The following is a 23275-nucleotide window of genomic DNA, read 5'->3' as shown; positions in this document are numbered from 1 at the left end:
TTTTAATATGGTCGGGGTAAGGGGATTCGAACTCCTGACATCCTGCTCCCAAAGCAGGCGCGCTACCGGACTGCGCTATACCCCGGTAAAAAAAAGGCGACCTTTACAAGTCGCCTTCTTCGATCAGCGCTTTTGGCCTCTGATCTTAAGATCTGATCCCAGCGTTAACTGGTTTCAAAAATGGTGGGTCGTGTGGGATTCGAACCTACGACCAATTGGTTAAAAGCCAACTGCTCTACCAACTGAGCTAACGACCCAAAAATGGTCGGGGTAAGGGGATTCGAACTCCTGACATCCTGCTCCCAAAGCAGGCGCGCTACCGGACTGCGCTATACCCCGGTTTGAAATTGGCTCCGTGACCAGGACTCGAACCTGGGACCCAATGATTAACAGTCATTTGCTCTACCGACTGAGCTATCACGGAACTACATATTTCAATTTACAACTTTGAAGCTTTATCGCGTTCTCTTCGACTCGTTCGCATCGCTGCGTTCGTGTGTCTGAGGCGCGCTATTCTACAATCTTCAGCACCTCTGTCAACCCCCTAAATTGCTTTCAAGTTAATGATTTGCAACTTATTTTGGATTCCTGCTTGGGGAGCGGAAACCCTTCGGAGCGACTTACTGCGGGGCGCACTTTACAAGCCTTTTCCTTAGAGTTCAACAGCCTGGCGAAAAAAAGGCCTCGCGATGCGAGACATCTTGCAGGAGCGAGCTTGCTCGCGAAAAACTTCAGAACAACACGCTCATCCAGACAGCGCGCGTTATCGTTGACGTCCATCGCGAGCGAACTCGCTCCTACACTAGTTGCAGCGGATCAGGCGAAGACGATTTCGTCGTTTTCCACGACACCCTTGGCGGTATCGCCGGGCATGAAACGTCCCGACAGAATCAGCTGCGCCAATGGGTTCTCGATCCAGCGCTGGATCGCTCGCTTGAGCGGTCGTGCACCGTATACCGGGTCGTAGCCGACTGCGATCAGCTTGTCCATCGCCTCCGGGCTGAGTTCCAGCTTCAGTTCCCGTTCGGTCAGACGAGCACGCAGACGCCCCAACTGGATCTCGGTAATGCCTGCGATCTGATCCCGCGCCAGCGGCTCGAAGATCACCACTTCGTCGACCCGGTTGATGAACTCCGGCCGGAAGTGCGTGGAAATCGCATCCATCACCGCCGCGCGTTGCGCTTCACGATCACCGACCAGTTCCTGGATCTGCACCGACCCCAGGTTGGACGTCATGACAATCACGGTATTCTTGAAATCCACCGTGCGGCCATGGCTGTCGGTCAGGCGGCCATCTTCAAGCACTTGCAGCAAGATGTTGAAGACGTCCGGGTGGGCCTTCTCGACCTCGTCCAGGAGGATCACCGAATAAGGCTTGCGACGCACCGCCTCGGTCAGGTAACCGCCTTCTTCATAGCCTACGTAGCCTGGTGGCGCACCGATCAGTCGCGACACGGAATGTTTCTCCATGAATTCGGACATGTCGATGCGCACCATCGCCTCTTCGGTATCAAAGAGGAACTCGGCCAGCGCCTTGCACAACTCGGTTTTACCGACCCCGGTCGGGCCGAGGAACATGAACGAGCCGCTCGGGCGATTCGGGTCGGACAATCCGGCCCGCGAACGCCGTACCGCGTTGGACACGGCAACCACCGCTTCGTCCTGGCCGATCACACGCTGGTGCAACAGGCTTTCCATCTTCATCAGCTTGTCGCGCTCGCCTTCGAGCATTTTCGACACCGGAATGCCGGTCCACTTCGACACGACTTCGGCGATCTCTTCTTCAGTCACCTTGCTGCGCAGCAACTGGTTTTCGCTTTTGCCGTGCTGGTCGACCATCTGCAGGCTGCGCTCCAGGTCCGGGATCACCCCGTATTGCAGCTCGGCCATGCGGTTCAGGTCGCCTTTGCGGCGCGCCGCTTCCAGTTCCTGACGGGACTGTTCGATTTTCTGCTGGATCTGCGCCGAGCCCTGGACTTCGGCCTTTTCCGCATTCCAGATTTCTTCCAGGTCCGAGTACTCACGTTCGAGCCGGGCGATTTCTTCCTGGAGTTTTTCCAGGCGTTTCTTCGCCGCGTCGTCGCTTTCTTTCTTCAGCGCCTGGGATTCGACCTTCAGCTGAATCAGGCGCCGCTCCAGACGGTCCAGCACTTCCGGCTTGGAGTCGATTTCCATGCGGATGCGGCTGGCGGCTTCGTCGATCAGGTCGATGGCCTTGTCCGGCAACTGACGATCGGTGATGTAGCGATGGCTGAGCTTGGCGGCGGCAATGATCGCGCCGTCGGTGATCGCCACCTTGTGGTGAACCTCGTAGCGCTCTTTCAGGCCACGCAGGATAGCGATGGTGTCTTCTTCGCTCGGCTCATCCACCAGGACTTTCTGGAAGCGCCGTTCGAGGGCGGCATCCTTCTCTATATATTGGCGGTACTCGTTGAGCGTGGTTGCGCCGACGCAATGCAGCTCACCGCGAGCCAGTGCCGGCTTGAGCATGTTGCCGGCATCCATCGAGCCTTCGCCCTTGCCGGCGCCGACCATGGTATGCAGCTCGTCGATGAACAGGATGATCTGCCCTTCCTGCTTCGACAGCTCGTTGAGCAGGGATTTGAGGCGCTCCTCGAACTCGCCGCGATATTTGGCACCGGCAATCAGCGACCCCATGTCCAGGGACAGCAGGCGCTTGCCTTTCAGGCCATCGGGCACTTCACCGTTGATGATGCGCTGGGCCAGGCCTTCTGCGATCGCGGTTTTACCCACGCCAGGTTCACCGATCAGCACCGGGTTGTTCTTGGTGCGACGTTGCAGCACCTGGATGGTCCGGCGAATTTCATCGTCACGGCCGATCACCGGATCGAGCTTGCCTTCTTCGGCGCGCCTGGTCAGGTCGACGGTGTATTTGTCCAGGGCCTGGCGCGACTCCTCGTGGTTGGCGTCATTGACGGCCTCACCGCCACGCAGGTTGGTGATCGCGTTTTCCAGGGCTTTTTTGCTCACGCCCTGGCCGAGCAACAACTTGCCAAGCTTGCTGTTCTCGTCCATGGCGGCGAGCAGCACCAGTTCACTGGAAATGAACTGGTCGCCCTTCTGCTGGGCCAGGCGATCGGCCTGGTTGAGCAGGCGCGCCAGATCCTGCGACATATTGACGTCGCCGGTCGGGTTCTGGATTTTCGGCAGCTGATCGAGCTCTTTGGTCAGCGCTTTACGCAGGCTGTTGACGTCGAAGCCCACCTGCATCAGCAGCGGTTTGATCGATCCACCCTGCTGTTCAAGCATGGCTTGCATCAAATGCGCCGGCTCAATAGCCGGATGATCGAGGCCGACGGCCAGGGATTGGGCGTCGGACAAGGCTAACTGCAACTTACTGGTTAAACGATCTATACGCATGGGTCACCTTCCTTTTGAGCAGGCCGGACCGATAAAACATCCTGAATGAAGAAACCTGCCAGATACCTCATTAGATGTGGTCGATTCTGGGAGATTCAAGCGTCTTGATGTTGATGCAGGTCAGACAAGTCTAGCGTTCGAGCCAGATCAGGGAGGCAAACCGACCAGTGCGAGGGGCGCGGCGGTAAGAAAAGAAGCGCGGATCGGTCACGGTGCAGAAACCACCGCCATAGACGGCTGTGACACCGCGGGCAGCCAGGCGCAAACGCGCCAGTTGATAGATATCAGCCATGAATTTGCCAGCATTTGCGCTCGGCACAAAGGCCTCGGCGGCTTCAGGCAGTTGCCGGACGAAGGTTTCGCGTACTTCCGGGCCGACTTCAAAGGCTTGCGAGCCTATGGCCGGGCCGAGCCACGCCAGCACTTCGGCAGGTGGCACGGCCAGGCTGTCGAGGGTGGCTTCCAGCACGCCCGCCGCCAGCCCGCGCCAACCGGCATGGGCCGCCGCCACACGAGTGCCGGCACGGTCGCAGAAGAGTACTGGCAGACAATCGGCGGTCATCGCCGTGCAAGCGATACCGGGCGTTGCCGTCCAGCTGGCGTCGGCAGTCGCCACCAGGCCCGGGTCGGCATGAGCCACGGCAATGCCGTGAACCTGCTGCAACCAGGCCGGTTGAATAGAGAACCGAGCGGTGAGGCGACGGCGGTTTTCGGCAACGGCTTCGGGGCTGTCGTCGACGTGATCGCCCAGGTTGAGGCTGTCGAACGGCGCCAGACTGACGCCGCCCGCACGGGTGGTCACACAGGCTTTCACCCCGGCCGGCGCGGGCCAGTCGGGAATCAGCCAGTCACTCATCCGATGAACGCCTCGCGGTCTTGCTTGAGCAGTGTCAGCAACCAGACGAAGTCGTCCGGCAGTGGCGATTCCCAACTCATGCGTTTACCGGTGGTCGGATGATCCAGCTCCAGGAACCGCGCGTGCAGTGCCTGACGCGGAAAAGCCTTCAACGATTCGATCATGGTCACACTGGCTGCCGGCGGGATGCGGAAACGACCGCCGTAGGCAGGATCTCCGACCAACGGGAAGTTGATGTGGGCCATGTGGACCCGAATCTGGTGCGTACGACCGGTTTCCAGCTTGACCCGCACGTGAGTGTGGGAGCGGAAACGCTCGAGCACGCGGTAATGGCTGACGGCCTGTTTGCCACCTTCCATGACGGCCATGCGCTGGCGTTGCTGGCCATGACGACCGATCGGCGCGTTGATCTTGCCGCCGGCGGTGACCACACCGATCACGATGCATTCGTAGATCCGGCTGACGCTGCGACTTTGCAGTTGCGTGACCAGTTGGGTCTGCGCCTGAATAGTCTTGGCCACCACCATCAGACCGGTGGTGTCCTTGTCCAGGCGATGCACGATACCGGCGCGGGGCACATTGATAATGTCCGGCACATGGTGCAGCAAGGCGTTGAGCAAGGTGCCATCAGCATGACCGGCAGCCGGATGCACCACCAGGCCCGCAGGCTTGTTGATCACCAGGATGTCGTCGTCTTCATAGACAATGTCCAGCTCGATGTCTTGAGCGATCCATTCGCCCTGAGCTTCCTGCTCGGCAGTCAGTTCAAGAATGGCGCCACCGTGAACGATGTCTCGCGGGCGGATAACCGCCCCATCCACAGTCAGGCGGCCGTCTTTGATCCAGGCGGAAAGGCGCGAGCGCGAGTGCTCAGCGAATAATTGTGCGGCGACTTGATCGAGGCGTTGGCCGCCCAATTCGGACGGCACCTCTGCGCTAAGTTCAATTTTATCGGACATGCTCAGACTAGGCGTCGGCACAGCTTTTGGTTTCGGCTGCGCGCTTGTGGTTAAATACGGCGTCTTTTGCCCCGAAGCTATTCAACGGGGCGCTCATCATAACAGGACGGCCCCGCCCAAGACAGCGGCCGTCATAGGGACGCAAGCCGCCATGCAAGTGAAACACCTGCTGCTGATCGCCATCCTCGCATTGACCGCTGCTTGCTCATCGAAGGAAGTCGTAGATGAAAACCTGAGCGAAGTCGAGCTGTACCAGCAGGCTCAGCACGATCTGGACAATAGCAACTACACCAGCGCCACAGCCAAGCTGAAGGCCCTGGAGTCGCGTTATCCGTTCGGTCGCTACGCTGATCAGGCTCAACTCGAGCTCATCTATGCCAACTACAAGAACACCGAGCCAGAGGCTGCGAAGTCCGCCGCCGAGCGTTTCATTCGTCTGCACCCACAGCATCCGAACGTCGATTACGCGTATTACCTCAAAGGTCTGACTTCTTTCGACCAGGACGTCGGCCTGCTGTCGCGCTTCCTGCCGCTGGACATGACCAAGCGTGACCCGGGTGCCGCTCGCGACTCCTACAACGAGTTCGCCCAGCTGACCAGCCGCTTCCCGAACAGCCGCTACTCGCCGGACGCCAAGCAGCGCATGATCTACCTGCGCAACCTGCTGGCCGCTTACGAGATTCACGTTGCCGACTATTACCTGACCCGTCAGGCCTATGTCGCCGCCGCGAACCGTGGTCGCTACGTGGTGGAAAACTTTCAGGAAACCCCAGCGGTCGGTGACGGCCTGGCGGTGATGACCGAGGCCTACCAGCGTCTGCACCTGGACGAACTGGCCAACACCAGCCTCGAAACCCTGAAGCTCAACTACCCGAACCATCCAAGCCTGGTCGACGGTCAGTTCACGCCGTCGGTCGACGAAGCCGACAACCGTTCGTGGTTGAGCAAGGCCACCCTGGGCCTGATCGAATCCCGTCCGCCGCTGCCGCCGGGCGAAACCCGCGCCAACCAGGACGTACAGAAGCAGTTCCAGGAAGCCAAGGACGCGATTCCAAGCGATCTCAAGCCTAAAGATGCAGATGGCGACGTGATCGAAGAAGAGGAACACGAGTCCGAAGCCAACAACAGCGACCGCTCGTGGTTCAGCTACATGACCTTCGGCGTGTTCGACTGATATACGGCGACTCTGTAGGAGCGAGCTTGCTCGCGATGGACGTCAACGATGACGCGTTTCTTCTGAGTAAACGCGTCATCTAAAGATTTTTCGCGAGCAAGCTCGCTCCTAGTGGCTGTGCGCAGGTCATGTCCTTGCTAAACTGGCTGATCATTAGCTAATAAAGCAGCTCGCCATGCTTCGTTTATTGTTCTGGATCGCCCTGATAGCCGCTGCGGTATGGTTCTGGCGCAAGTTCAAGGCTTCTTCCTCCGCCCCCAAGTCCTCCGCCGAGCTGGAAGCAGCACCGATGGTCCGCTGCGCACATTGCGGCGTCCACCTGCCCCGCGACCGCGCACTCAACCTCCAACAACAGTGGTATTGCAGCCAGGCTCACCTTGAGCAAGGCCCGGGTTCAAGTGACCGCTGAGACGTCCAGTCCCGGCAGCAAACAGGCCCAGCGACTGCTGCGTCTCTATCATCTTTACCGTTTAAGCGTCGGCCTCACCCTGGTGTTGCTGATCTCCAGCAACATGGACAACCAGTTGCTGAAGTTCGCCAATGACGACTTGTTGCGCACTGGCAGCTGGCTGTACCTGATACTCAATATTTTGCTGGTGGTGTTTCTTGAGAACACCCGTCGCCCGGCGCAATTGTTCAGTCTCGCGCTGACCGACGTGCTGCTGCTGTGCGGCCTGTTCTACGCCGGTGGCGGCGTGGCCAGCGCCATTGGCAATCTGCTGATCGTGTCGGTGGCGATCAGCAACACCTTGTTGCGCCGGCATATCGGCTTGCTGATTGCCGCTGTCGGCGCGCTCGGCATCGTCGGGCTGAGCCTGCTGATAAGCTTCAGCCACCCGACCAGCCCCAACGACTACCTGCAAGTCGGCACGCTGGGGGCCCTGTGCTTCGCCGCAGCATTGTTGGTACAAGGCCTGATGCGGCGCCTGGAAGTCAGTGAAAGCCTGGCCGAGCAACGGGCCAGCGAAGTGGTCGGCCTCGAAGCCCTCAATGCGCTGATCCTGCAACGCATGCGCACCGGCATCCTGGTACTCGACGACCAGCGACGGGTGCAACTGGCCAACCACGGCGCGCTGACACTGCTGGGGCAGGACGGGCTTGAAGGCCATCTGATCGATGATTACTCGCCCACCCTGGTCGAACGCCTGCAACTGTGGCGCAACAATCCGACGCTGCGGCCCCAGAGCATTAAAGTCGACGGTAGTGGCCTGGAGCTGCAACCGAGCTTTATCGCCCTGGACCAAAGCCCCCATTACCAGATTCTGGTGTTTCTCGAAGACCTCGCCCAGATCGCCCAACAGGCCCAACAATTGAAACTCGCCGCCCTCGGCCGCCTGACAGCCGGCATTGCCCATGAAATACGCAATCCATTGGGTGCCATCAGTCACGCCGCGCAGCTATTACACGAATCAGAGGAACTCAATGGCGCGGATCGACGTCTGACCCAGATTATTCAAGACCACTCTCAGCGAATGAATCGGGTAATCGAAAACGTCCTGCAACTGTCCCGTCGCCAACAAACCGTGGCGCATCGGCTTGACCTGAAGCCGTGGCTGGAACAGTTCGTCGCCGAAACCCGCGAGCGCGCGACCACGCGTCAGCAGATTCACCTGCACATAGGGTCGGGCGACTTCAAAACCCTGATGGACCCGAACCAGTTGACCCAGATACTCGACAATCTGGTGCGCAACGGCTGGCGCCATAGCATCCAGGTCCACGACCAGGCGCAGGTCTGGCTCGAATTGTTTGTCGACCGCGACAGCCAGCTGCCGATTCTCGAAGTCCGGGACGATGGAACCGGCGTGGCACCGGACCATCAGGCGCAGCTGTTCGAACCGTTCTTCACCACCAGCACCCAAGGAACGGGGCTTGGACTTTATCTGTCCCGTGAGCTGTGCGAAAGCAACCAGGCCCGCCTAGACTTCAAACCACGCCAAGGCGGCGGCTGCTTTCGTATCACCTTTGCTCACGGACGGAAACAAAGTTGAACACAAGCCCACGGCAAAAAGTCCTGATCGTCGACGACGAGCCGGACATCCGCGAACTCCTGGAAATCACCCTGGGACGGATGAATCTCGACACTTTCAGTGCCCGCAACGTAGGCGCAGCCCAGGCGCTGCTGACGCGCGAGACCTTCGACCTGTGCCTGACCGACATGCGCCTGCCGGACGGCACCGGCCTGGAGCTGGTGCATTACATCCAGCAACGCCATACACAGGTTCCGGTGGCAATGATTACGGCCTATGGCAGCCTTGAAACAGCGATCAACGCACTCAAGGCCGGGGCCTTCGATTTCCTGACCAAACCGGTGGACCTTTCCCGGCTGCGGGAACTGGTCACCAGCGCCCTGCGCCTGACCGCGCCGGACGGCGCCCGCAGCACCGTCGATCGGCAGTTGCTGGGTGACTCATTGCCCATGCGCAACCTGCGCAAACACATCGACAAACTGGCCCGCAGTCAGGCCCCGGTGTACATCAGCGGCGAGTCTGGCAGCGGCAAGGAACTGGTCGCGCGGCTGATCCACGAGCAGGGGCCGCGGGCCAACCGACCCTTTATCCCGGTGAACTGCGGGGCGATCCCCTCGGAATTGATGGAAAGCGAGTTTTTCGGCCACCGCAAAGGCAGTTTCAGTGGCGCCATCGAGGACAAGCCCGGCCTGTTCCAGGCGGCCCATGGCGGTACGCTGTTCCTCGACGAAGTGGCTGACTTGCCACTGGCGATGCAGGTCAAACTCCTGCGGGCGATTCAGGAAAAAGCCGTGCGCAGTGTCGGTGGCCAGCAGGAAACCGTGGTCGATGTGCGCATCCTCTGCGCCACCCACAAAGACCTCGACGCTGAAGTCGCCGCCGAGCGCTTCCGCCAGGATTTGTACTACCGGCTGAACGTGATCGAGCTGCGGGTTCCGTCCTTGCGCGAACGTCGCGACGATATAGAGACCCTGGCCATCCATGTTCTCAAACGCCTGGCAGCCGGCAGCGGCCAGCCCGCCACCAGACTCCACCCACACGCCCTCGACGCGCTGAAAAGCTATCGTTTTCCCGGCAATGTGCGGGAACTGGAGAACATGCTCGAACGGGCTCACACGCTGTGTGACAACCAACAGATCGAAGCCGGCGACCTGCGATTGGCCGAAGGCAACTGTGCCGCGGAGGGCGGTGTGCCGGACCTGACGCAGATCGACAACCTGGAGGATTATCTGGAAAACGTCGAGCGCAAACTGATCCTCCAGGCGCTGGAGGAAACCCGCTGGAACCGTACGGCGGCGGCTCAGCGGTTGAATCTTTCGTTTCGGTCGATGCGTTATCGGCTCAAGAAGCTCGGTTTGGATTAAGGGCCCCTTCGCGAGCAAGCCCGCTCCCACATTTAATCTCTGCGGTTCATAAATAATATGTCCACTGGAGGTCTAATGTGGGAGCGGGCTTGCTCGCGAAGGCGATCTGACAGGCGCTGAAAACCCCGCGTCTAGATCCGCCCTTCTGGCGCATACGGCGCCGGATCGATAATCGGCTCACGCCCCACCATCACATCCGCAAACAACTGACACGACGCCGGCGCCAACACCAGTCCATTGCGGTAATGCCCGCAGTTGAGCCACAGGCCCTCAAAACCGGGCACCCGGCCAATGTAAGGAATGCCCTCCGGCGAACCCGGCCGCAATCCGGCCCAATGCCCGACCACTTCGGCCTCCGCCAATGCCGGAATCAACTCCACCGCCGATGCCTTCAGGCTGTCCAGGGCGGACTCGGTCGGTGTCTTGTCGAACCCTTCATGCTCCAAGGTACTGCCAATCAGAATGTGCCCGTCGCGCCGAGGAATCGCATAACGCCCCTTGGCCAGGACAATGCTCGGCAGAAAGTCCGCCGCGCACTTGTAAAGAATCATCTGTCCCTTGACCGGTTCCACCGGCAGGTCCAGACCCAGGCTCTTGAGCAGATCACCACTCCAGGCGCCAGCCGTCAGCACCACCTGATCGCCACGAATGGCGCCCGCCGAGGTTTGCACCCCGACCACAGCAGCGCCTTCACGGATGAACCCGCTGACTTCGCAGTGCTCATGAATCGTCACGTTCGGCAGCGCCAGCAACGCAGCCTTGAGGGATTTCACCAACCGCGGATTGCGCACATTGGCCACATCGGCCATGTAGATCGCCCGAGAAAAACCGGCACCGAGCACCGGCACCGCATCGTGGGCCGCCGGGATATCCACAGCCCGCAACGGCCGGTTTTCACGCTCGGCCCAGGCAAGCGCTTCGGCTTCGTCATCGAGATCCAGCCAGTACAACCCGGTGGTGTGCACTTCAGGATCAATCCCGGTCGCCGCGAACAACCGCTCGCCCAGCTGCGGATAAAAATCCTGGGACCAATGCGCCAAAGCGGTGACCGCCGGGTTGTAGCGCCATGGATAGAGCGGCGAGACGATTCCGCCACCGGCCCAGGAGGACTCCTGGCCGACATTCGCGCGATCCAGCAATACAACGCTCTGCACTTCGGACGCGAGATTGAATGCGGTCAGCAAACCTATTACGCCGCCACCGACAATCACCACTTGCTGTTGCCTGGTCATGTTCTGATCCAACCGTTAAATAGACAGAGGGCGAAAAGGCGCCCGAAAAAGAATTCAGCGACCCCAGCAATCCTTGGTGGCCAGGCCGGCTGCTGCATTCTCCATGCTCCTGACGCCGGTGTTGGTGATGGTGAAATCCCCACACTTGTCCGTCGCCATGGCGCTGCCGGCCTTGCGCACAGCCGTCAACTTGAAAGCCTGATCGGTCAAGGCCGGAGTAATCGTGTAGAAATCATTGCCCGCACTCAAGCCGGTGGCGCCGGTGTAGACATTCGACTTCGAATAAAACCGTTCGAGAATCTGCGCCTGCTCCGAGAGCAAACCCGCCACCTCAGTCCGGCGGCCTTTCTTCACGTACTCGGTGAGGCTCGGGTAGCCAATGGTGATGACGATCCCGATGATCGCAATCACGATCATGATTTCAATCAGGGTAAAACCTCGGTTGGTTCTGCGCATGCCTCAACTCTCACTTACTGTATTTGTCGCCACATGATGCGACGACTGTCACCGTTGCCGCCCTTTTCCGTCAGCCGGGTCACCGTCGCACTGGAATCGCCCACGATCTTGGCGGTGCCGCCGTTGACGATGGCGTTCAACACCGGCATCCCGCCAGTGAATATCACCCCGCTGGAAATCGTGTCGCTGCTGTCGACCACGTTATCGCCATTGGTATCGAGCACCGCGTAGTTGAACATTTTACCGCTGAATGCATCCAGTTCGATCAGTTTGCCGGTGCCGAAACTGGCACAAGGGTCCGTAGTGTCGACGCTGGCGGTGGTAAAGACGATTCGTCCCAGAATCAAAGCCGCCTGGTTGATCACCCGCTCCCCGTTCAACACGCTGTTGTAGACCAGCGGCAGGTACCAGCCCTTCTTGGCCGGGTAGGTCACTTCGTTCTGGCTGGTGGTGATGAACTGCCCCGAGCTTCCCGAAAACACGCCCGTCACCGCCTGGGCCTGCAAACTGGAGGTGGTGATCTGCCCGCTGCCACCGTTGGCGTCCCACACCGCATAGAACGCCTGTAGATCCTTGTTGGTCTTGTCGGCCGTCTCGTTGAATTTTCCGCTGCCGAAAAATACCACCTTGCCGCCCAGGGTGTTGTCCGCCAGCAGCGGTTGCGCCGTGATCGGCTGAGTGGCGCCCCCGGCGGTGGTAAACAACGGCTTGCCGGAGAACGCTACGCCCCAGGTGTCTGTGGTAGCGCCACTCAGGTCAAACTTCCACAACCGTCCTTTCAGGTCACCGCCGTAGGCGGCCTGCACCACGTTCTGCGAATTGACCTTGAGTTTCACCGAGGACAGGCCGTTGGTGGTTTCGCTGCTGTCGATGACGATCTTCTTTATCAGCGACCCATCACGAATGTCCACCACGTATAACGCCGCCACCCCTGAACTGCTGCCATAGCCGTTGGAGATGAACGCCGCCCAACGCCCATCGGCCAAGCGTGCCACTTCCGGACGGGCGTAGGCATAACCCAGGTCATTGAACACGTTCGCGGTATTGGCCGTGGTCGGCGCACTGATCTCCCACAACGCCTTGGTCACGTTACCCACCGCTGCGTCGTACAGTTGCACGGCGTAAAACGTCTTGCCGCCCGCGCCGGTACCGCCCAGGGCGAGGGTTTTCCAGGCACTGTTGAGCTGGGCATCGAACACGCCGAGCTGCCCATCGACCAGAAACTCGTGACCGACCCCGTTGAGGTAGGCGGTGTCGGCGATAGTGCGCAGGGAGGGCAGCACACTCGACGGCATGTAGGCGTAACGCCGGGTGCCGTTGGCCGGGTTGATGACGTTTACAAAGCCGTCATTGGCGTTTACCACCAGACTGGCGCTCATGTTCGTGGCTTTGGTGGCGAGGTAGGTGCTGTAGCTGGTATCGCCCACCAGGTCGGCGGCGGTCTTGTCCGAAGGCGACGCCAGTACCAGGGGTGAATTGATGATGTCGCCGAGTAATGCGCTGCGCACTTTCAACCCGGTTTTGTTGATGCCCTTGCTCCACTCCACCAAGTCGCTTGCGGTTATGCCGGTAGGCAAACCCTGACCGAGGATCGTCTGCTGCGCCGGCGAGAAGTTGGCATAGGCCAGGGTCACGGGCGCGTTGGTCAGAGTATTCCAGGACTGATAGGTCGGTGCCGTGGCGCCGGGCACGATGGCCGTGTCGGTCGTCCAGAGTACCGAGGCGGTATTGACCTCGCCGTTGGAGCTGAAGCCATAGGACTTGATCGTGCCGCGCCAGTCCTTGGGGTCATAGCTGGTCTGGTAATAGGAGGAGCCGACGCCGACGATCGAGCTGCTGGTGATGCCGCTGCCTCCGGAACCGGCCTTGGACGTGATGTCGCTCAAGGCCGATGACAATGCCGTATTGAGGCCGGCACTGTCCGTCGCCTGGTAGTACTTGCCCTGCCCGTATCTGGCGGCGTCCGACAACATCTGGTTCGCGGCGGTGAAACCGACGGTGTAGGTGTTCATGTTCTGCTTGGGGAAGTCCGCCGCGCTCCAGTTTTTGCCCGCGGCGTCGGTACCGGTGGTGCGCATGTCGATGTCAAAGGCGAACTTGGCAATGTCGTCCAGGTACAGGGTATCGCCCTCTGCGTCACCGAACAGGTTGTCGCCATCGTTGGTGCTGATGCCGTCCCAGTTCGGTAAACGGCTGCCGCCGAGCGGGTCATTGGTGGGGAAAGTCCGGTCGAAGGTGGGCAGGCCATCGGTGATTACCACGCCGTAGTTCTTTTGGCAGCGATACTGGATCGGACTGGTGTAGGTGGTCGGTGCGGCGTTGTAGTACGGCGCCATGCCGCGCATGTACCGGGTTATCTCGTAATAGGATTCCGCCAACGGGGTATTGGCTATGGCGCTCAAGCCACTGATCGAGGCGATCAGGGCGCTGTAGTTGGTGTTCGCCTGGGCCTGGGTGACGCTGCCGCTGACGGGAGACAGGTCACTGACCGGACGGGCAATAAAACCGCCGGGGCCGGAGTTGCTGCTGGCGGGCGGGTTAAAAGTCGCCAGGCCGATACGCAGCGCGCGATTGCTGCTGACCAGGTTTGTCGACACATCCTGTGCCACGCTCATCCGGTAATCGTTGGGGATCGCGCCGGTGCCGCTGGTGAAATCTCTGTTGGAACCATTGGCCAGGCCCACCAGATAAGACAAGTAGTCGGCGGTGTAGCGAGTGTTTTCGTTGCCCACCGGGTCGGGCAGCTTCAGGCATATGGAGGACAGCCCCAGAAAGCCGCGATAGAAACCGTACCAATTGCCGCTGGTCGAGCAGCCTCCCCGGTTGAGGCTGGACAGGAGGATGTTGGTATTGCTCATGTCCAGATTCTGCCCGCTGAAGCATGAGGTGTTGGAACTGCAAATGGCGATCTGCGCGCGGTTGACCGTTGGATCGAACCCTGGCGCCCAGATGATGTTGTTCATGCTTCCCGAGTCATCGATCAGCAACATCACGTTGGGCGGGACGGCGGCGGCACTCAACAGCGGTGAGTCCGAGGGAGTGAACGCATACACCGGGGCCGACAAATACATACCCAGCACGGCGCCGCAAAACAGCCTCCACAGTCCGGCGCGCCGCTCAGTACTTCGCATAAATGCTCTCCACCACGGTACGAACGTTGTTGCCTGCGATGGCCACGGCGGTCACCCGGTACAGCGTTGTCGAGGTGTTGCTGGGTATATTCACGGCGTTCAAGGTGGTTCCGATGTTTTGCACCCCGTAGAAACCACCACCGGCGGCGATCCAGGTCACCCCCGAGGTGGAGTTGAATCCGGCACCGGTGATCGTTGAAGACTCCCCCGGCGGCGCGCATTGGCTGGTACCGCTGCAGACCGGCAACGAATAGGTGTCCAGCTGCACGGCACTTTCGCCGATACGCAACGCGGCTTCGGCGGCCTGGAACGATTGATTGCGCAGGGTCACACTGCCGGCCATTTTTTCCTGCAAGGTGGCGTTCTGCATAGATGAAAGGCCAATCAATGTCAGCAGCAAGAGAAACACCAGGCTGACCAGCAGAGCCATGCCGCGCTGGGCCCGAGAGGTCATCGGAGAACGCTTCATCGTCCCCTCCCTCATGGCAACCGGTTGCGCAGAGCGGCAACCACGTTGAAGGTTTGATCGCGCACCCGAGCGTTCGGATCTCTGAGGGTCAACGTCAGACGGACGCTGCGGATTCGCGCGGGGTCCGACGGGTTGCTGCTGTAGCTGGAAGCGGCCACATCGGTGGCCGAACTGGCGAGGCCGAAGCTCACGTTGAAAGCACTGACATTGTCGACCAGCACCACCTGAGTCGGCGTCCCGGGGCCGCTCCCCAGCGTCAATTGGTTATTTTTAAAGCTGTAGATCAGCCGTCGGATCGGAAACGCCAGTTGTCCCGATACCGGCGCTCGCACGCCGGTATAAGCCGTCGCCGTGTTTCTACAGTCCGAAACCACCGTCCACACGGGCGTCCCGCCACTGCCTCCAACATCGGCGGTCACCAGCGTCAGTTTGAGGTTGGCATTGTCCCAACTGATCGGTGTGGCCTGACTGGCGTTGAAATCGCCCGCCGAACTGGCGTCGGTGATCGTCCCCAGGCAACCGAACATGCCGACCATGCGGATTTCCTGAATCAGCTTGCTCAGCACGAATCGTGCGTCTTCCTGCATGTTGGCCGCGGCGTTCTGGCTGACGTAAGTGTTCTTGGCGGCAATGAAAACCTGCGCGACGCCCAGCACCACGATCAGGCTCAACGCCAGGGCGATCAATAATTCGATCAGGCCGAAACCTTTGCTGGCGTTCTTCATGGCGTCGACATCGGGTCGACGGTGGCGCGACTGCTCAGCACGTAGCTGCGCCGCGAATCGGCGATATTGGCAGCCCGCGAATCGTCCCAGGTGATGGTGATGGTGTATACCCGCTGATTGCGCGTGACGCTGCCTGTCGCAGTGGCGCCGAGGGCGTTGACGATGTTGGAGGTGAAATCATACAAATCCTGATCCCGGGCGACGCTCAGGTTGCCCGAGGTCGGTGGCGTGACGGTGTAATCGGCAGCGGAGTTGGCGCGAATGCGGTCCATCAGGTCGTAGGCGATAAAACTGGCCTGGCTGGTCATCCGCGAGCTGTCCGTGTATTTCAGCGCGTTGAGCTGAATCGCCGCCGCCCCCAACAGACCGACGCTCAGTATCAACAACGCCACCAAAACCTCGATCAGCGTCATGCCCTCCTGTGCACGCTTGCTCCATCCCCTCATCCGCAACTTCCACCCAATAGAATTCGTCCATTCAAACACACATTCAGCGTCCTGCTTTGCGCCCCCAATACGTAGCTGATCACCACCGGCGCAGAGGGTGCCGCCAACCCGCCCAGATTGTTGAAATCGATCGCGGTCACGCCTGAGGTTAGCGTCAGACTCGCACCGCTGCTCATGGCCGGAACAACCCGCAATACAATGGGCGGTTTGACACTAGCGTCGTAAACAGCCAGCTCACCGGTCCAGACTTTGCCTGTTTCTGTCGGACGAAGCTGGGTGGTAATGCCCCGGTCGATGGCTTCCAGTCGGGCGAAATTCAGAGCGCGCTGCAGATCGCCCATTTCGGTGTCGGCCTTGGTACTTTGCACCGAACGGGTAAATGCCGGAACAGCTATCGTGATCAGGATCAGAAAAACCGCGAGCGCGACCAGCAACTCGATCAGCGTGAAACCTTTTGTACGATGATCCATCGTTGCCCTCCGTAGCCGTCGGCTATACCTGCTTCTACACGCTAGAACATTCGACCGGCTGATGTACGGTTGATTTGCCATTACCTGCGCATGGATCGCGCGGGGTACCACTCCAGGGAGGGAGTTGTCATGCGTCAGCAAGGTTTCAGCCTGATCGAACTGCTCATGGGACTGACAATTACCGGGATTGTTCTGTCATTGGTCAGTCCGGCTTTAGCGGCACTCATCGAGGCGAACCATCGCGAGGAAGCGGCGAACTCGCTGGTCGCTGGCCTGCGCAGCGCCAGGAGCGAAGCGATCACGCGCAGCCAGACCGTCATGATTCACGCCATCGACGGCGACTGGAGCCAAGGCTGGCGGATCATTGTGGATGTTAATGGCAAGGGACACGAGGACAGCAGCAATCCGTTGCTGGTCGAACGCCGGAGTGGCACCCGGGTGCCGATTTTCGGCAATCAATATGTCAGGACGTCCATACGCTTCAGCAATCTGGGCGAACCGCTGCACAATGGCTTTCAAGCAGGAACGCTGCATGTTTGCGCGGTCCGCGAGCCGATCAGCCAACACCAGGTGGTGCTGGCTTCGAACGGTCGTGTCAGCCTGCGCAGTCAAAAAACCGTGCAGGCATTGTGCGCGGGAGGAAAAGACTCAGAGCAAAGAGCGGACTCTTAATTCTTTAGGCATGGAGAACGTGATGTTCTCCTCGCGGCCCGCCAGTTCATCGGCCCCGGTAGCGCCCCACGCCTGCAACTGCTGGATCACGCCACGCACCAGGACTTCCGGTGCCGAAGCGCCAGCGGTGATGCCGATGCGCTCGACACCTTCGAACCAGCTCTTGCGCAGATCTTCGGCGCCGTCGATCAGGTAAGCCGGAGTCGCCATGCGTTCGGCAAGCTCACGCAGGCGATTGGAGTTGGAGCTGTTCGGGCTGCCGACCACCAACACCACGTCGCATTCGTCGGCCAGTTGCTTGACCGCGTCCTGACGGTTTTGCGTGGCGTAGCAGATGTCGTCCTTGCGCGGCCCGCCGATCGAAGGGAAACGCGCGCGCAGGGCATCGATGACGCGACTGGTGTCATCCATGGACAGCGTGGTCTGGGTCACGAACGCCAGTTTTTCGGGATTGGTCACTTGCAACGCAGCAACGTCTTTTTCGTCTTCGACCAGGTAAATCGCGCCACCGTTGCTGCCATCGTACTGGCCCATGGTGCCTTCGACTTCCGGGTGACCGGCGTGGCCGATAAGGATGCATTCACGGCCGTCGCGGCTATAGCGCGCGACCTCGATATGCACCTTGGTCACCAGCGGACAGGTCGCGTCGAATACCTTCAGGCCGCGGCCGGCCGCTTCGGTACGTACAGCCTGGGACACACCGTGGGCACTGAAGATCACGATGACGTCGTCCGGCACCTGATCCAGTTCTTCAACGAAAATCGCGCCGCGAGCACGCAGGTCTTCGACGACGAATTTGTTGTGGACCACTTCGTGACGCACATAGATCGGCGGCCCGAAGACTTCCAGGGCGCGGTTGACGATTTCGATCGCCCGGTCCACACCGGCGCAGAAGCCACGGGGATTGGCGAGTTTGATTTGCATGCTGTGCCTCGTGTCTTGCCCTGTGTAGGAGCGAGCTTGCTCCGGGCGGCGTTCCGACGATGGACTTCAGGACACCGCGTTAATTCAGAACGAACGCGCTATCGTTAACGATCATCGCGAGCAAGCTCGCTCCTACAGGACACCGCGTAGATTCAGAAAGAACGTATGTTATCGCGAGCCGTGTTCGGTCCGTTACAGCGATTTGACGTCGATGATTTCGACGTCAAAGGTCAATGTCTTGCCAGCCAACGGATGGTTGAAGTCGATGGTCACTTGCTCGTCATCGAACTCCTTTACCACGCCCGGCAACTCAGTATTGGCCGCATCGTTGAAGATCACCAGCAAACCCGATGACAGTTCCATGTCCTTGAACTGAGAGCGCGGGATGATCTGCACGTTCTGCGGGTTCGGCTGGCCAAAAGCGTTTTCCGGCGCAATCGTCAGCGTACGCTTGTCACCCGCCTTGAAGCCGAACAGCGCTGCTTCGAAACCTGGCAACAGGTTACCGTCGCCGACCTTGAAGGTCGCCGGGGCTTTGTCGAAGGTGCTGTCGACGGTGTCGCCATTGTCCAGGCGCAATGCAAAGTGCAAGGTGACTTCCGTGTTCTGGCGGATGCGTTGCTCAGCCAATACCTGTTCAGTCATGAACGGCTTCTCCGGTTTTCTTGGTTTTGAACATATCCAGCGCCAGCATCACGGCACCGACAGTAATTGCACTGTCGGCAAAGTTGAACGCAGGGAAATACCAGCGGTTCTGCCAATGCACCAGGATGAAATCGATCACATGGCCATAGGCAATGCGGTCATACAGATTGCCCAACGCGCCACCCAGCACCAGCGCCAAAGCGACCGCCAGCCAGGTTTCGTTGCGCCCAAGACGCTTGAGCCAAACGACCAGCACCACACTGACCACGACCGCGATCAATGCGAACAGCCAGCGCTGCCAGCCGGAGCTGTCGGCCAGGAAGCTGAACGCCGCACCGGTGTTGTAGGCCAGTGTCCAGCTGAACAGATCGGGGATCACCACGATCTGCTGGAACATTTCGAGCCTGCCTTCGAAGTAGAACTTGCTGGCCTGGTCAATGACCAGGACCAGCAGACTCAACCAGAGCCAGCTCAGCCGTCCGAAACGACCAACGCCATTAGGCATAGTGACGAACCTCGCCGGCGCCGCTGATATTGTCGACGCAACGACCGCAGATTTCCGGATGTTCCGGGTTCACGCCAACGTCTTCACGGCAGTGCCAGCAACGGGCGCACTTGGCGTGGCTCGACTTGACCACTTGCAGCTTCAAACCGGTGACTTCGGTGACCACGGCATCGGCAGGCGCCTGCACGAACGGCGCGACGGTAGCTGTCGAGGTAATCAGTACAAAGCGCAGCTCGTTGCTCAGCTTGGCCAGGTCGGCGCTCAGCGCCTCTTCGGCGAACAGCGTCACTTCGGCTTGCAGGTTGCCACCGACGGCCTTGGCCGCACGCTGGATTTCCATTTCCTTGTTGACCGCGACCTTCACCGCCATGATCCGCTCCCAGTAGGCGCGGTCCAGCTCGATACCTTCCGGCAGCTCGCTCAGGCCTTCGTACCAGGTGTTGAGCATCACGGACTCGTTGCGCTCGCCCGGCAGGTATTGCCACAGTTCATCAGCGGTGAACGCGAGGATCGGCGCGATCCAGCGCACCAGCGCCTCGGAGATGTGATACAGCGCGGTTTGCGCCGAACGGCGGGCCTTGCTGTTGGCGCCAGTGGTGTACTGACGGTCCTTGATGATGTCCAGGTAGAAACCGCCCAGCTCCTGCACGCAGAAGTTGTGGATCTTGGAGTAGACGTTCCAGAAGCGGTATTCGCCGTAGTGCTCTTGCAACTCGCGTTGCAGCAGCAGGGTGCGGTCCACGGCCCAACGGTCCAGCGCCAGCATTTCTTCGGCCGGCAGGATGTCGGTGGCCGGGTTGAAGCCGGTCAGGTTCGAGAGCAGGAAGCGCGCGGTGTTACGGATACGCCGGTAGGCGTCCGCACTGCGTTGCAGAATCTGCTCGGAAACCGCCATTTCGCCCGAGTAATCGGTAGACGCCACCCACAGGCGCATGATGTCGGCGCCCAGGGTGTCGTTGACTTTTTGCGGCGCGATCACGTTGCCCAACGACTTGGACATCTTGCGACCGGACTCGTCGACGGTGAAGCCGTGAGTCAACAGTTCGCGGTACGGCGCGTGATTGTCGATGGCGCAACCGGTCAGCAGCGACGAGTGGAACCAGCCGCGGTGTTGGTCGGAGCCTTCCAGGTACAGGTCGGCGCGTGGACCGGTCTCGTGGCCCATCGGGTGCGAACCGCGCAGGACGTGCCAGTGCGTGGTGCCCGAATCGAACCAGACGTCCAGGGTGTCGCTGATCTTGTCGTACAGCGGCGCTTCGTCACCGAGCAATTCGGCGGCGTCCATCTTGAACCAGGCTTCGATGCCTTCGACTTCGACGCGCTTGGCGACTTCTTCCATCAGCTCGGCGGTGCGCGGGTGCAGTTCGCCGCTTTCCTTGTTCAGGAAGAACGGGATCGGCACACCCCAGTTGCGCTGACGGGAGATGCACCAGTCCGGACGATTGGCAATCATCGAGTGCAGGCGCGCCTGGCCCCAGGCTGGAACGAACTTGGTTTCTTCGATGGCTTTGATCGCCCGCTTGCGCAGGGTATCGCCGGTCACAGGCTCTTTGTCCATGCCGATGAACCACTGCGCGGTGGCGCGGTAGATCAGCGGGGTCTTGTGACGCCAGCAGTGCATGTAGCTGTGTTCGATGATGCTGGTGTGCAGCAACGCACCGACTTCGGTCAGTTTGTCGACGATGGCCGGATTGGCCTTCCAGATGAACTGGCCGCCGAAGAACTCCAGCGAGGTCGCGTAAACGCCGTTGCTTTGCACCGGATTGAGGATGTCGTCGTTGACCATGCCGTATTTCTTGCAGGTCACGAAGTCGTCTACGCCGTAGGCCGGTGCGGAGTGAACCACGCCGGTGCCAGCGCCCAGTTCAACGTACTCAGCCAGGTAAACGGGCGACAGGCGATCGTAGAACGGGTGACGGAAGTTGATCAGTTCCAGTTCTTTACCTGTGGTGGTCGCGATGACCGAGCCTTCCAGGCTGTAACGGGCCAGGCACGACTCGACCAGCTCTTCCGCCAGCACCAGCAGCTTGTCGCCGACGTCGACCAGCGCGTAGTTGAATTCCGGATGGACGTTCAACGCCTGGTTGGCCGGGATGGTCCACGGGGTGGTGGTCCAGATCACGATCGAAGCGGGCTTGCCCAGCGACGGCAGACCGAAAGCGGCAGCCAGTTTGGCTTCATCGGCAATCGGGAAGGCAACGTCGATGGTCGAAGACTTCTTGTTCTCGTACTCGACTTCCGCTTCAGCCAGGGCCGAACCGCAGTCGAAGCACCAGTTCACAGGCTTGAGGCCCTTGAACACGAAGCCGCCCTTGACGATTTCGGCCAAGGCGCGGATTTCACCGGCCTCGTTCTTGAAATCCATGGTCTTGTACGGGTTGGCAAAGTCGCCCAACACGCCCAGACGGATGAATTCGGACTTCTGGCCTTCGATCTGCTCGGTGGCGTAGGCACGGCACAGTTCGCGGGTCTTGTCCGCGCCCAGGTTCTTGCCGTGGGTCACTTCGACCTTGTGTTCGATCGGCAGGCCATGGCAATCCCAGCCCGGGATATAAGGCGCGTCGAAACCCGACAGGGTTTTCGAACGGATGATCATGTCCTTGAGAATCTTGTTCAGTGCATGACCGATGTGAATCGTGCCGTTGGCGTACGGAGGACCGTCGTGCAGGACGAACTTCGGACGATCCTTGCCAATTTCGCGCAACTTACCGTACAGGCCAATGCTGTCCCAGCGCTGCAGAATCTGCGGTTCGCGCTGAGGCAGGCCGGCCTTCATAGGGAAGGCGGTGTCCGGAAGGTTTAGCGTGGCTTTATAGTCGGTCATTTAAGGCTCTTCATTAGCGATTGGCGCTAGGTGCGACAGGGCACGGGCGGCGGCAACATCCGCATTGATCGCCGTCTTAAGCGCCTCCAGAGAGGCGAAACGCTGCTCTTCACGCAGCTTGTGGTGGAAAACCACCGTCAAACGCCGGTCATACAGATCGCCGGCAAAATCTAAAAGATGCACTTCGAGGTGGGCTTTGCCATCCCCTTGGACCGTTGGCCGCACGCCGATATTGGCGACGCCTGGCCAGGTCTTGCCGTCGATGTCGACATTGACCAGGTAAACCCCGGTCAACGGTACGCGACGACGCTTGAGTTGTATGTTGGCCGTGGGCGTACCCAACTGGCGGGCCAGCTTCTGGCCGTGCAAGACCCGTCCGGCAATCCGGAACGGGCGACCGAGCAACTGCTCGGCCAAGACAAAATCGGCAGCGGCCAGGGCATTGCGGACCTGGGTGCTGCTGACGCGTATGCCGTCCAGCTCGACCGTCTGCGCGGCTTCGACGGTAAAGCCTTGCAGGACGCCGGCCTGCTGCAGGAAAACGAAGTCCCCTACCCGGTCACAACCGAACCGGAAGTCATCACCGACCTCCAGATGCTGCACGCCAAGACCGTCCACCAGGATGGTATCGACGAATTCGCTGGCGCTGAGCTTGCTCAGACGCTGGTTGAACGCCAGGCACAACACCCGGTCGACACCTTCGACGGCCAGCAGCTGCAATTTGTCTCGCAGGCGGGCCAGACGGGCGGGAGCCGTATCCGGGGCGAAGAATTCTCGGGGCTGCGGCTCGAAAATCACCACGCAGCTGGGCACGCCCAACTCGAGCGCACGCTCACGCAGCCTCGCCAGGATTGCCTGGTGACCACGGTGAACACCGTCAAAGTTGCCAATAGTGGCGACACAGCCCCGATGCTGGGGGCGCAGGTTGTGGAGGCCTCGAACCAGCTGCATAACGCGCTTCTTGCTCATAAAGTGGTCGATTATAACCACACACGGCGGCCGACGACAGGCAACACCGTAACCCAAAGTGATCGAACCGACAAAACTGCCGGCCCGCCCGTGTTTATCGAGGTCG

20 protein-coding genes and 4 tRNA genes are annotated in these 23275 nt (G+C 60.0%); 5 read left to right on the top strand and 19 right to left on the bottom strand.

Features of this window, described 5'->3' with window-relative positions:
- Positions 1-8 precede the first annotated feature (8 nt).
- The 7 genes from ELQ88_RS06355 to rluD form a co-directional block, all read right to left on the bottom strand.
- A tRNA-Pro gene (locus ELQ88_RS06355) sits at positions 9-85 on the bottom strand.
- 96 nt (positions 86-181) lie between these two features.
- Positions 182-257, bottom strand: a tRNA-Lys gene (locus tag ELQ88_RS06350).
- 5 nt (positions 258-262) lie between these two features.
- A tRNA-Pro gene (locus ELQ88_RS06345) sits at positions 263-339 on the bottom strand.
- A gap of 9 nt (positions 340-348) precedes the next feature.
- Positions 349-424, bottom strand: a tRNA-Asn gene (locus tag ELQ88_RS06340).
- Between the two features lie 392 nt (positions 425-816).
- Positions 817-3381, bottom strand: a complete 2565-nt coding sequence (gene clpB, locus ELQ88_RS06330) for an ATP-dependent chaperone ClpB (RefSeq protein WP_138964206.1) — start codon at positions 3379-3381, stop codon at positions 817-819.
- A 130-nt stretch (positions 3382-3511) separates the two neighbouring features.
- Positions 3512-4237 carry a peptidoglycan editing factor PgeF gene (gene pgeF / locus ELQ88_RS06325; RefSeq protein WP_138964204.1) on the bottom strand — a complete coding sequence of 242 codons (726 nt, stop codon included), beginning with the start codon at positions 4235-4237 and terminating at the stop codon, positions 3512-3514.
- Positions 4234-5196 (bottom strand): 23S rRNA pseudouridine(1911/1915/1917) synthase RluD, encoded by a 963-nt coding sequence (rluD, locus tag ELQ88_RS06320; RefSeq protein WP_128870789.1) that lies wholly within the window; start codon positions 5194-5196, stop codon positions 4234-4236. The genes pgeF and rluD overlap by 4 nt, the downstream gene beginning before the upstream one ends.
- Positions 5197-5347: 151 nt before the next feature.
- Here rluD and ELQ88_RS06315 point away from each other — a divergent pair, with 151 nt between their 5' ends.
- The 4 genes from ELQ88_RS06315 (at position 5348) to ELQ88_RS06300 (ending at position 9701) form a co-directional block, all read left to right on the top strand.
- On the top strand, positions 5348-6370 hold the full coding sequence (locus ELQ88_RS06315) for an outer membrane protein assembly factor BamD (protein ID WP_128870788.1): 1023 nt from the start codon (positions 5348-5350) through the stop codon (positions 6368-6370).
- A 175-nt stretch (positions 6371-6545) separates the two neighbouring features.
- A complete protein-coding gene (locus ELQ88_RS06310; RefSeq protein WP_128870787.1) occupies positions 6546-6779 on the top strand; it encodes a PP0621 family protein in 234 nt (77 codons plus the stop codon).
- Positions 6769-8358: an ATP-binding protein gene (locus tag ELQ88_RS06305; protein WP_138964202.1), complete on the top strand. Its 1590-nt coding sequence runs from the start codon at positions 6769-6771 to the stop codon at positions 8356-8358. Before ELQ88_RS06310 ends, ELQ88_RS06305 begins: the two co-directional genes overlap by 11 nt.
- Complete coding sequence (locus ELQ88_RS06300; RefSeq protein WP_128870785.1) at positions 8355-9701, top strand: sigma-54 dependent transcriptional regulator; 1347 nt, start codon at positions 8355-8357, stop codon at positions 9699-9701. Before ELQ88_RS06305 ends, ELQ88_RS06300 begins: the two co-directional genes overlap by 4 nt.
- Positions 9702-9832: 131 nt before the next feature.
- Here ELQ88_RS06300 and thiO read toward each other — a convergent pair whose 3' ends face one another.
- Genes thiO through ELQ88_RS06265 form a run of 7 tightly spaced genes read right to left on the bottom strand, consistent with a single transcriptional unit; the run spans position 9833 to position 16630 of the window.
- Complete coding sequence (thiO, locus tag ELQ88_RS06295) at positions 9833-10933, bottom strand: glycine oxidase ThiO (RefSeq protein WP_138964200.1); 1101 nt, start codon at positions 10931-10933, stop codon at positions 9833-9835.
- Between the two features lie 54 nt (positions 10934-10987).
- On the bottom strand, positions 10988-11389 hold the full coding sequence (locus ELQ88_RS06290) for a type IV pilin protein (RefSeq protein WP_128870783.1): 402 nt from the start codon (positions 11387-11389) through the stop codon (positions 10988-10990).
- Positions 11390-11403: 14 nt separating this feature from the next.
- A complete protein-coding gene (locus tag ELQ88_RS06285; protein ID WP_138964198.1) occupies positions 11404-14520 on the bottom strand; it encodes a PilC/PilY family type IV pilus protein in 3117 nt (1038 codons plus the stop codon).
- On the bottom strand, positions 14507-14989 hold the full coding sequence (locus tag ELQ88_RS06280) for a PilX N-terminal domain-containing pilus assembly protein (protein WP_138964196.1): 483 nt from the start codon (positions 14987-14989) through the stop codon (positions 14507-14509). The genes ELQ88_RS06285 and ELQ88_RS06280 overlap by 14 nt, the downstream gene beginning before the upstream one ends.
- An 11-nt stretch (positions 14990-15000) precedes the next feature.
- On the bottom strand, positions 15001-15714 hold the full coding sequence (locus ELQ88_RS06275) for a prepilin-type N-terminal cleavage/methylation domain-containing protein (protein ID WP_138964194.1): 714 nt from the start codon (positions 15712-15714) through the stop codon (positions 15001-15003).
- Positions 15711-16160 carry a type IV pilus modification protein PilV gene (gene pilV / locus ELQ88_RS06270; RefSeq protein ID WP_138964192.1) on the bottom strand — a complete coding sequence of 150 codons (450 nt, stop codon included), beginning with the start codon at positions 16158-16160 and terminating at the stop codon, positions 15711-15713. The genes ELQ88_RS06275 and pilV overlap by 4 nt, the downstream gene beginning before the upstream one ends.
- Positions 16157-16630, bottom strand: coding sequence for a GspH/FimT family pseudopilin (locus tag ELQ88_RS06265; RefSeq protein ID WP_128870779.1), 474 nt, complete (start codon positions 16628-16630; stop codon positions 16157-16159). Before ELQ88_RS06265 ends, pilV begins: the two co-directional genes overlap by 4 nt.
- A 129-nt stretch (positions 16631-16759) precedes the next feature.
- Between ELQ88_RS06265 and ELQ88_RS06260 the strand changes: the two genes are divergently transcribed.
- The gene (locus ELQ88_RS06260; RefSeq protein ID WP_138964190.1) at positions 16760-17302 is read left to right on the top strand and encodes a GspH/FimT family pseudopilin; all 543 of its coding nucleotides are present in this window, start codon (positions 16760-16762) and stop codon (positions 17300-17302) included.
- On the opposite strand, the gene ispH is transcribed toward ELQ88_RS06260, so the two are convergent.
- From ispH to ribF, 5 genes are all read right to left on the bottom strand, one after another.
- Positions 17279-18226 (bottom strand): 4-hydroxy-3-methylbut-2-enyl diphosphate reductase, encoded by a 948-nt coding sequence (gene ispH, locus ELQ88_RS06255; RefSeq protein WP_128870777.1) that lies wholly within the window; start codon positions 18224-18226, stop codon positions 17279-17281. The genes ELQ88_RS06260 and ispH overlap by 24 nt on opposite strands.
- A gap of 192 nt (positions 18227-18418) precedes the next feature.
- Positions 18419-18856 carry an FKBP-type peptidyl-prolyl cis-trans isomerase gene (gene fkpB, locus ELQ88_RS06250; protein ID WP_178084739.1) on the bottom strand — a complete coding sequence of 146 codons (438 nt, stop codon included), beginning with the start codon at positions 18854-18856 and terminating at the stop codon, positions 18419-18421.
- Positions 18857-18863: 7 nt separating this feature from the next.
- Entirely contained in the window at positions 18864-19376 is a 513-nt protein-coding gene (gene lspA, locus ELQ88_RS06245; protein ID WP_128870775.1) for a signal peptidase II, read from the bottom strand.
- Positions 19369-22200 (bottom strand): isoleucine--tRNA ligase, encoded by a 2832-nt coding sequence (gene ileS, locus ELQ88_RS06240; RefSeq protein WP_128870774.1) that lies wholly within the window; start codon positions 22198-22200, stop codon positions 19369-19371. The genes lspA and ileS overlap by 8 nt, the downstream gene beginning before the upstream one ends.
- Positions 22201-23151, bottom strand: coding sequence for a bifunctional riboflavin kinase/FAD synthetase (gene ribF / locus ELQ88_RS06235; protein ID WP_168187340.1), 951 nt, complete (start codon positions 23149-23151; stop codon positions 22201-22203). It abuts the gene before it with no gap.
- Positions 23152-23275 lie beyond the last annotated feature (124 nt).

This window comes from Pseudomonas sp. MPC6 (genome assembly GCF_006094435.1).
Taxonomy (GTDB): Bacteria; Pseudomonadota; Gammaproteobacteria; order Pseudomonadales; family Pseudomonadaceae; genus Aquipseudomonas.
The sequence above is the reverse complement of the archived record's forward strand: the minus strand, read 5'-3'. Positions and strand labels throughout refer to the sequence as shown.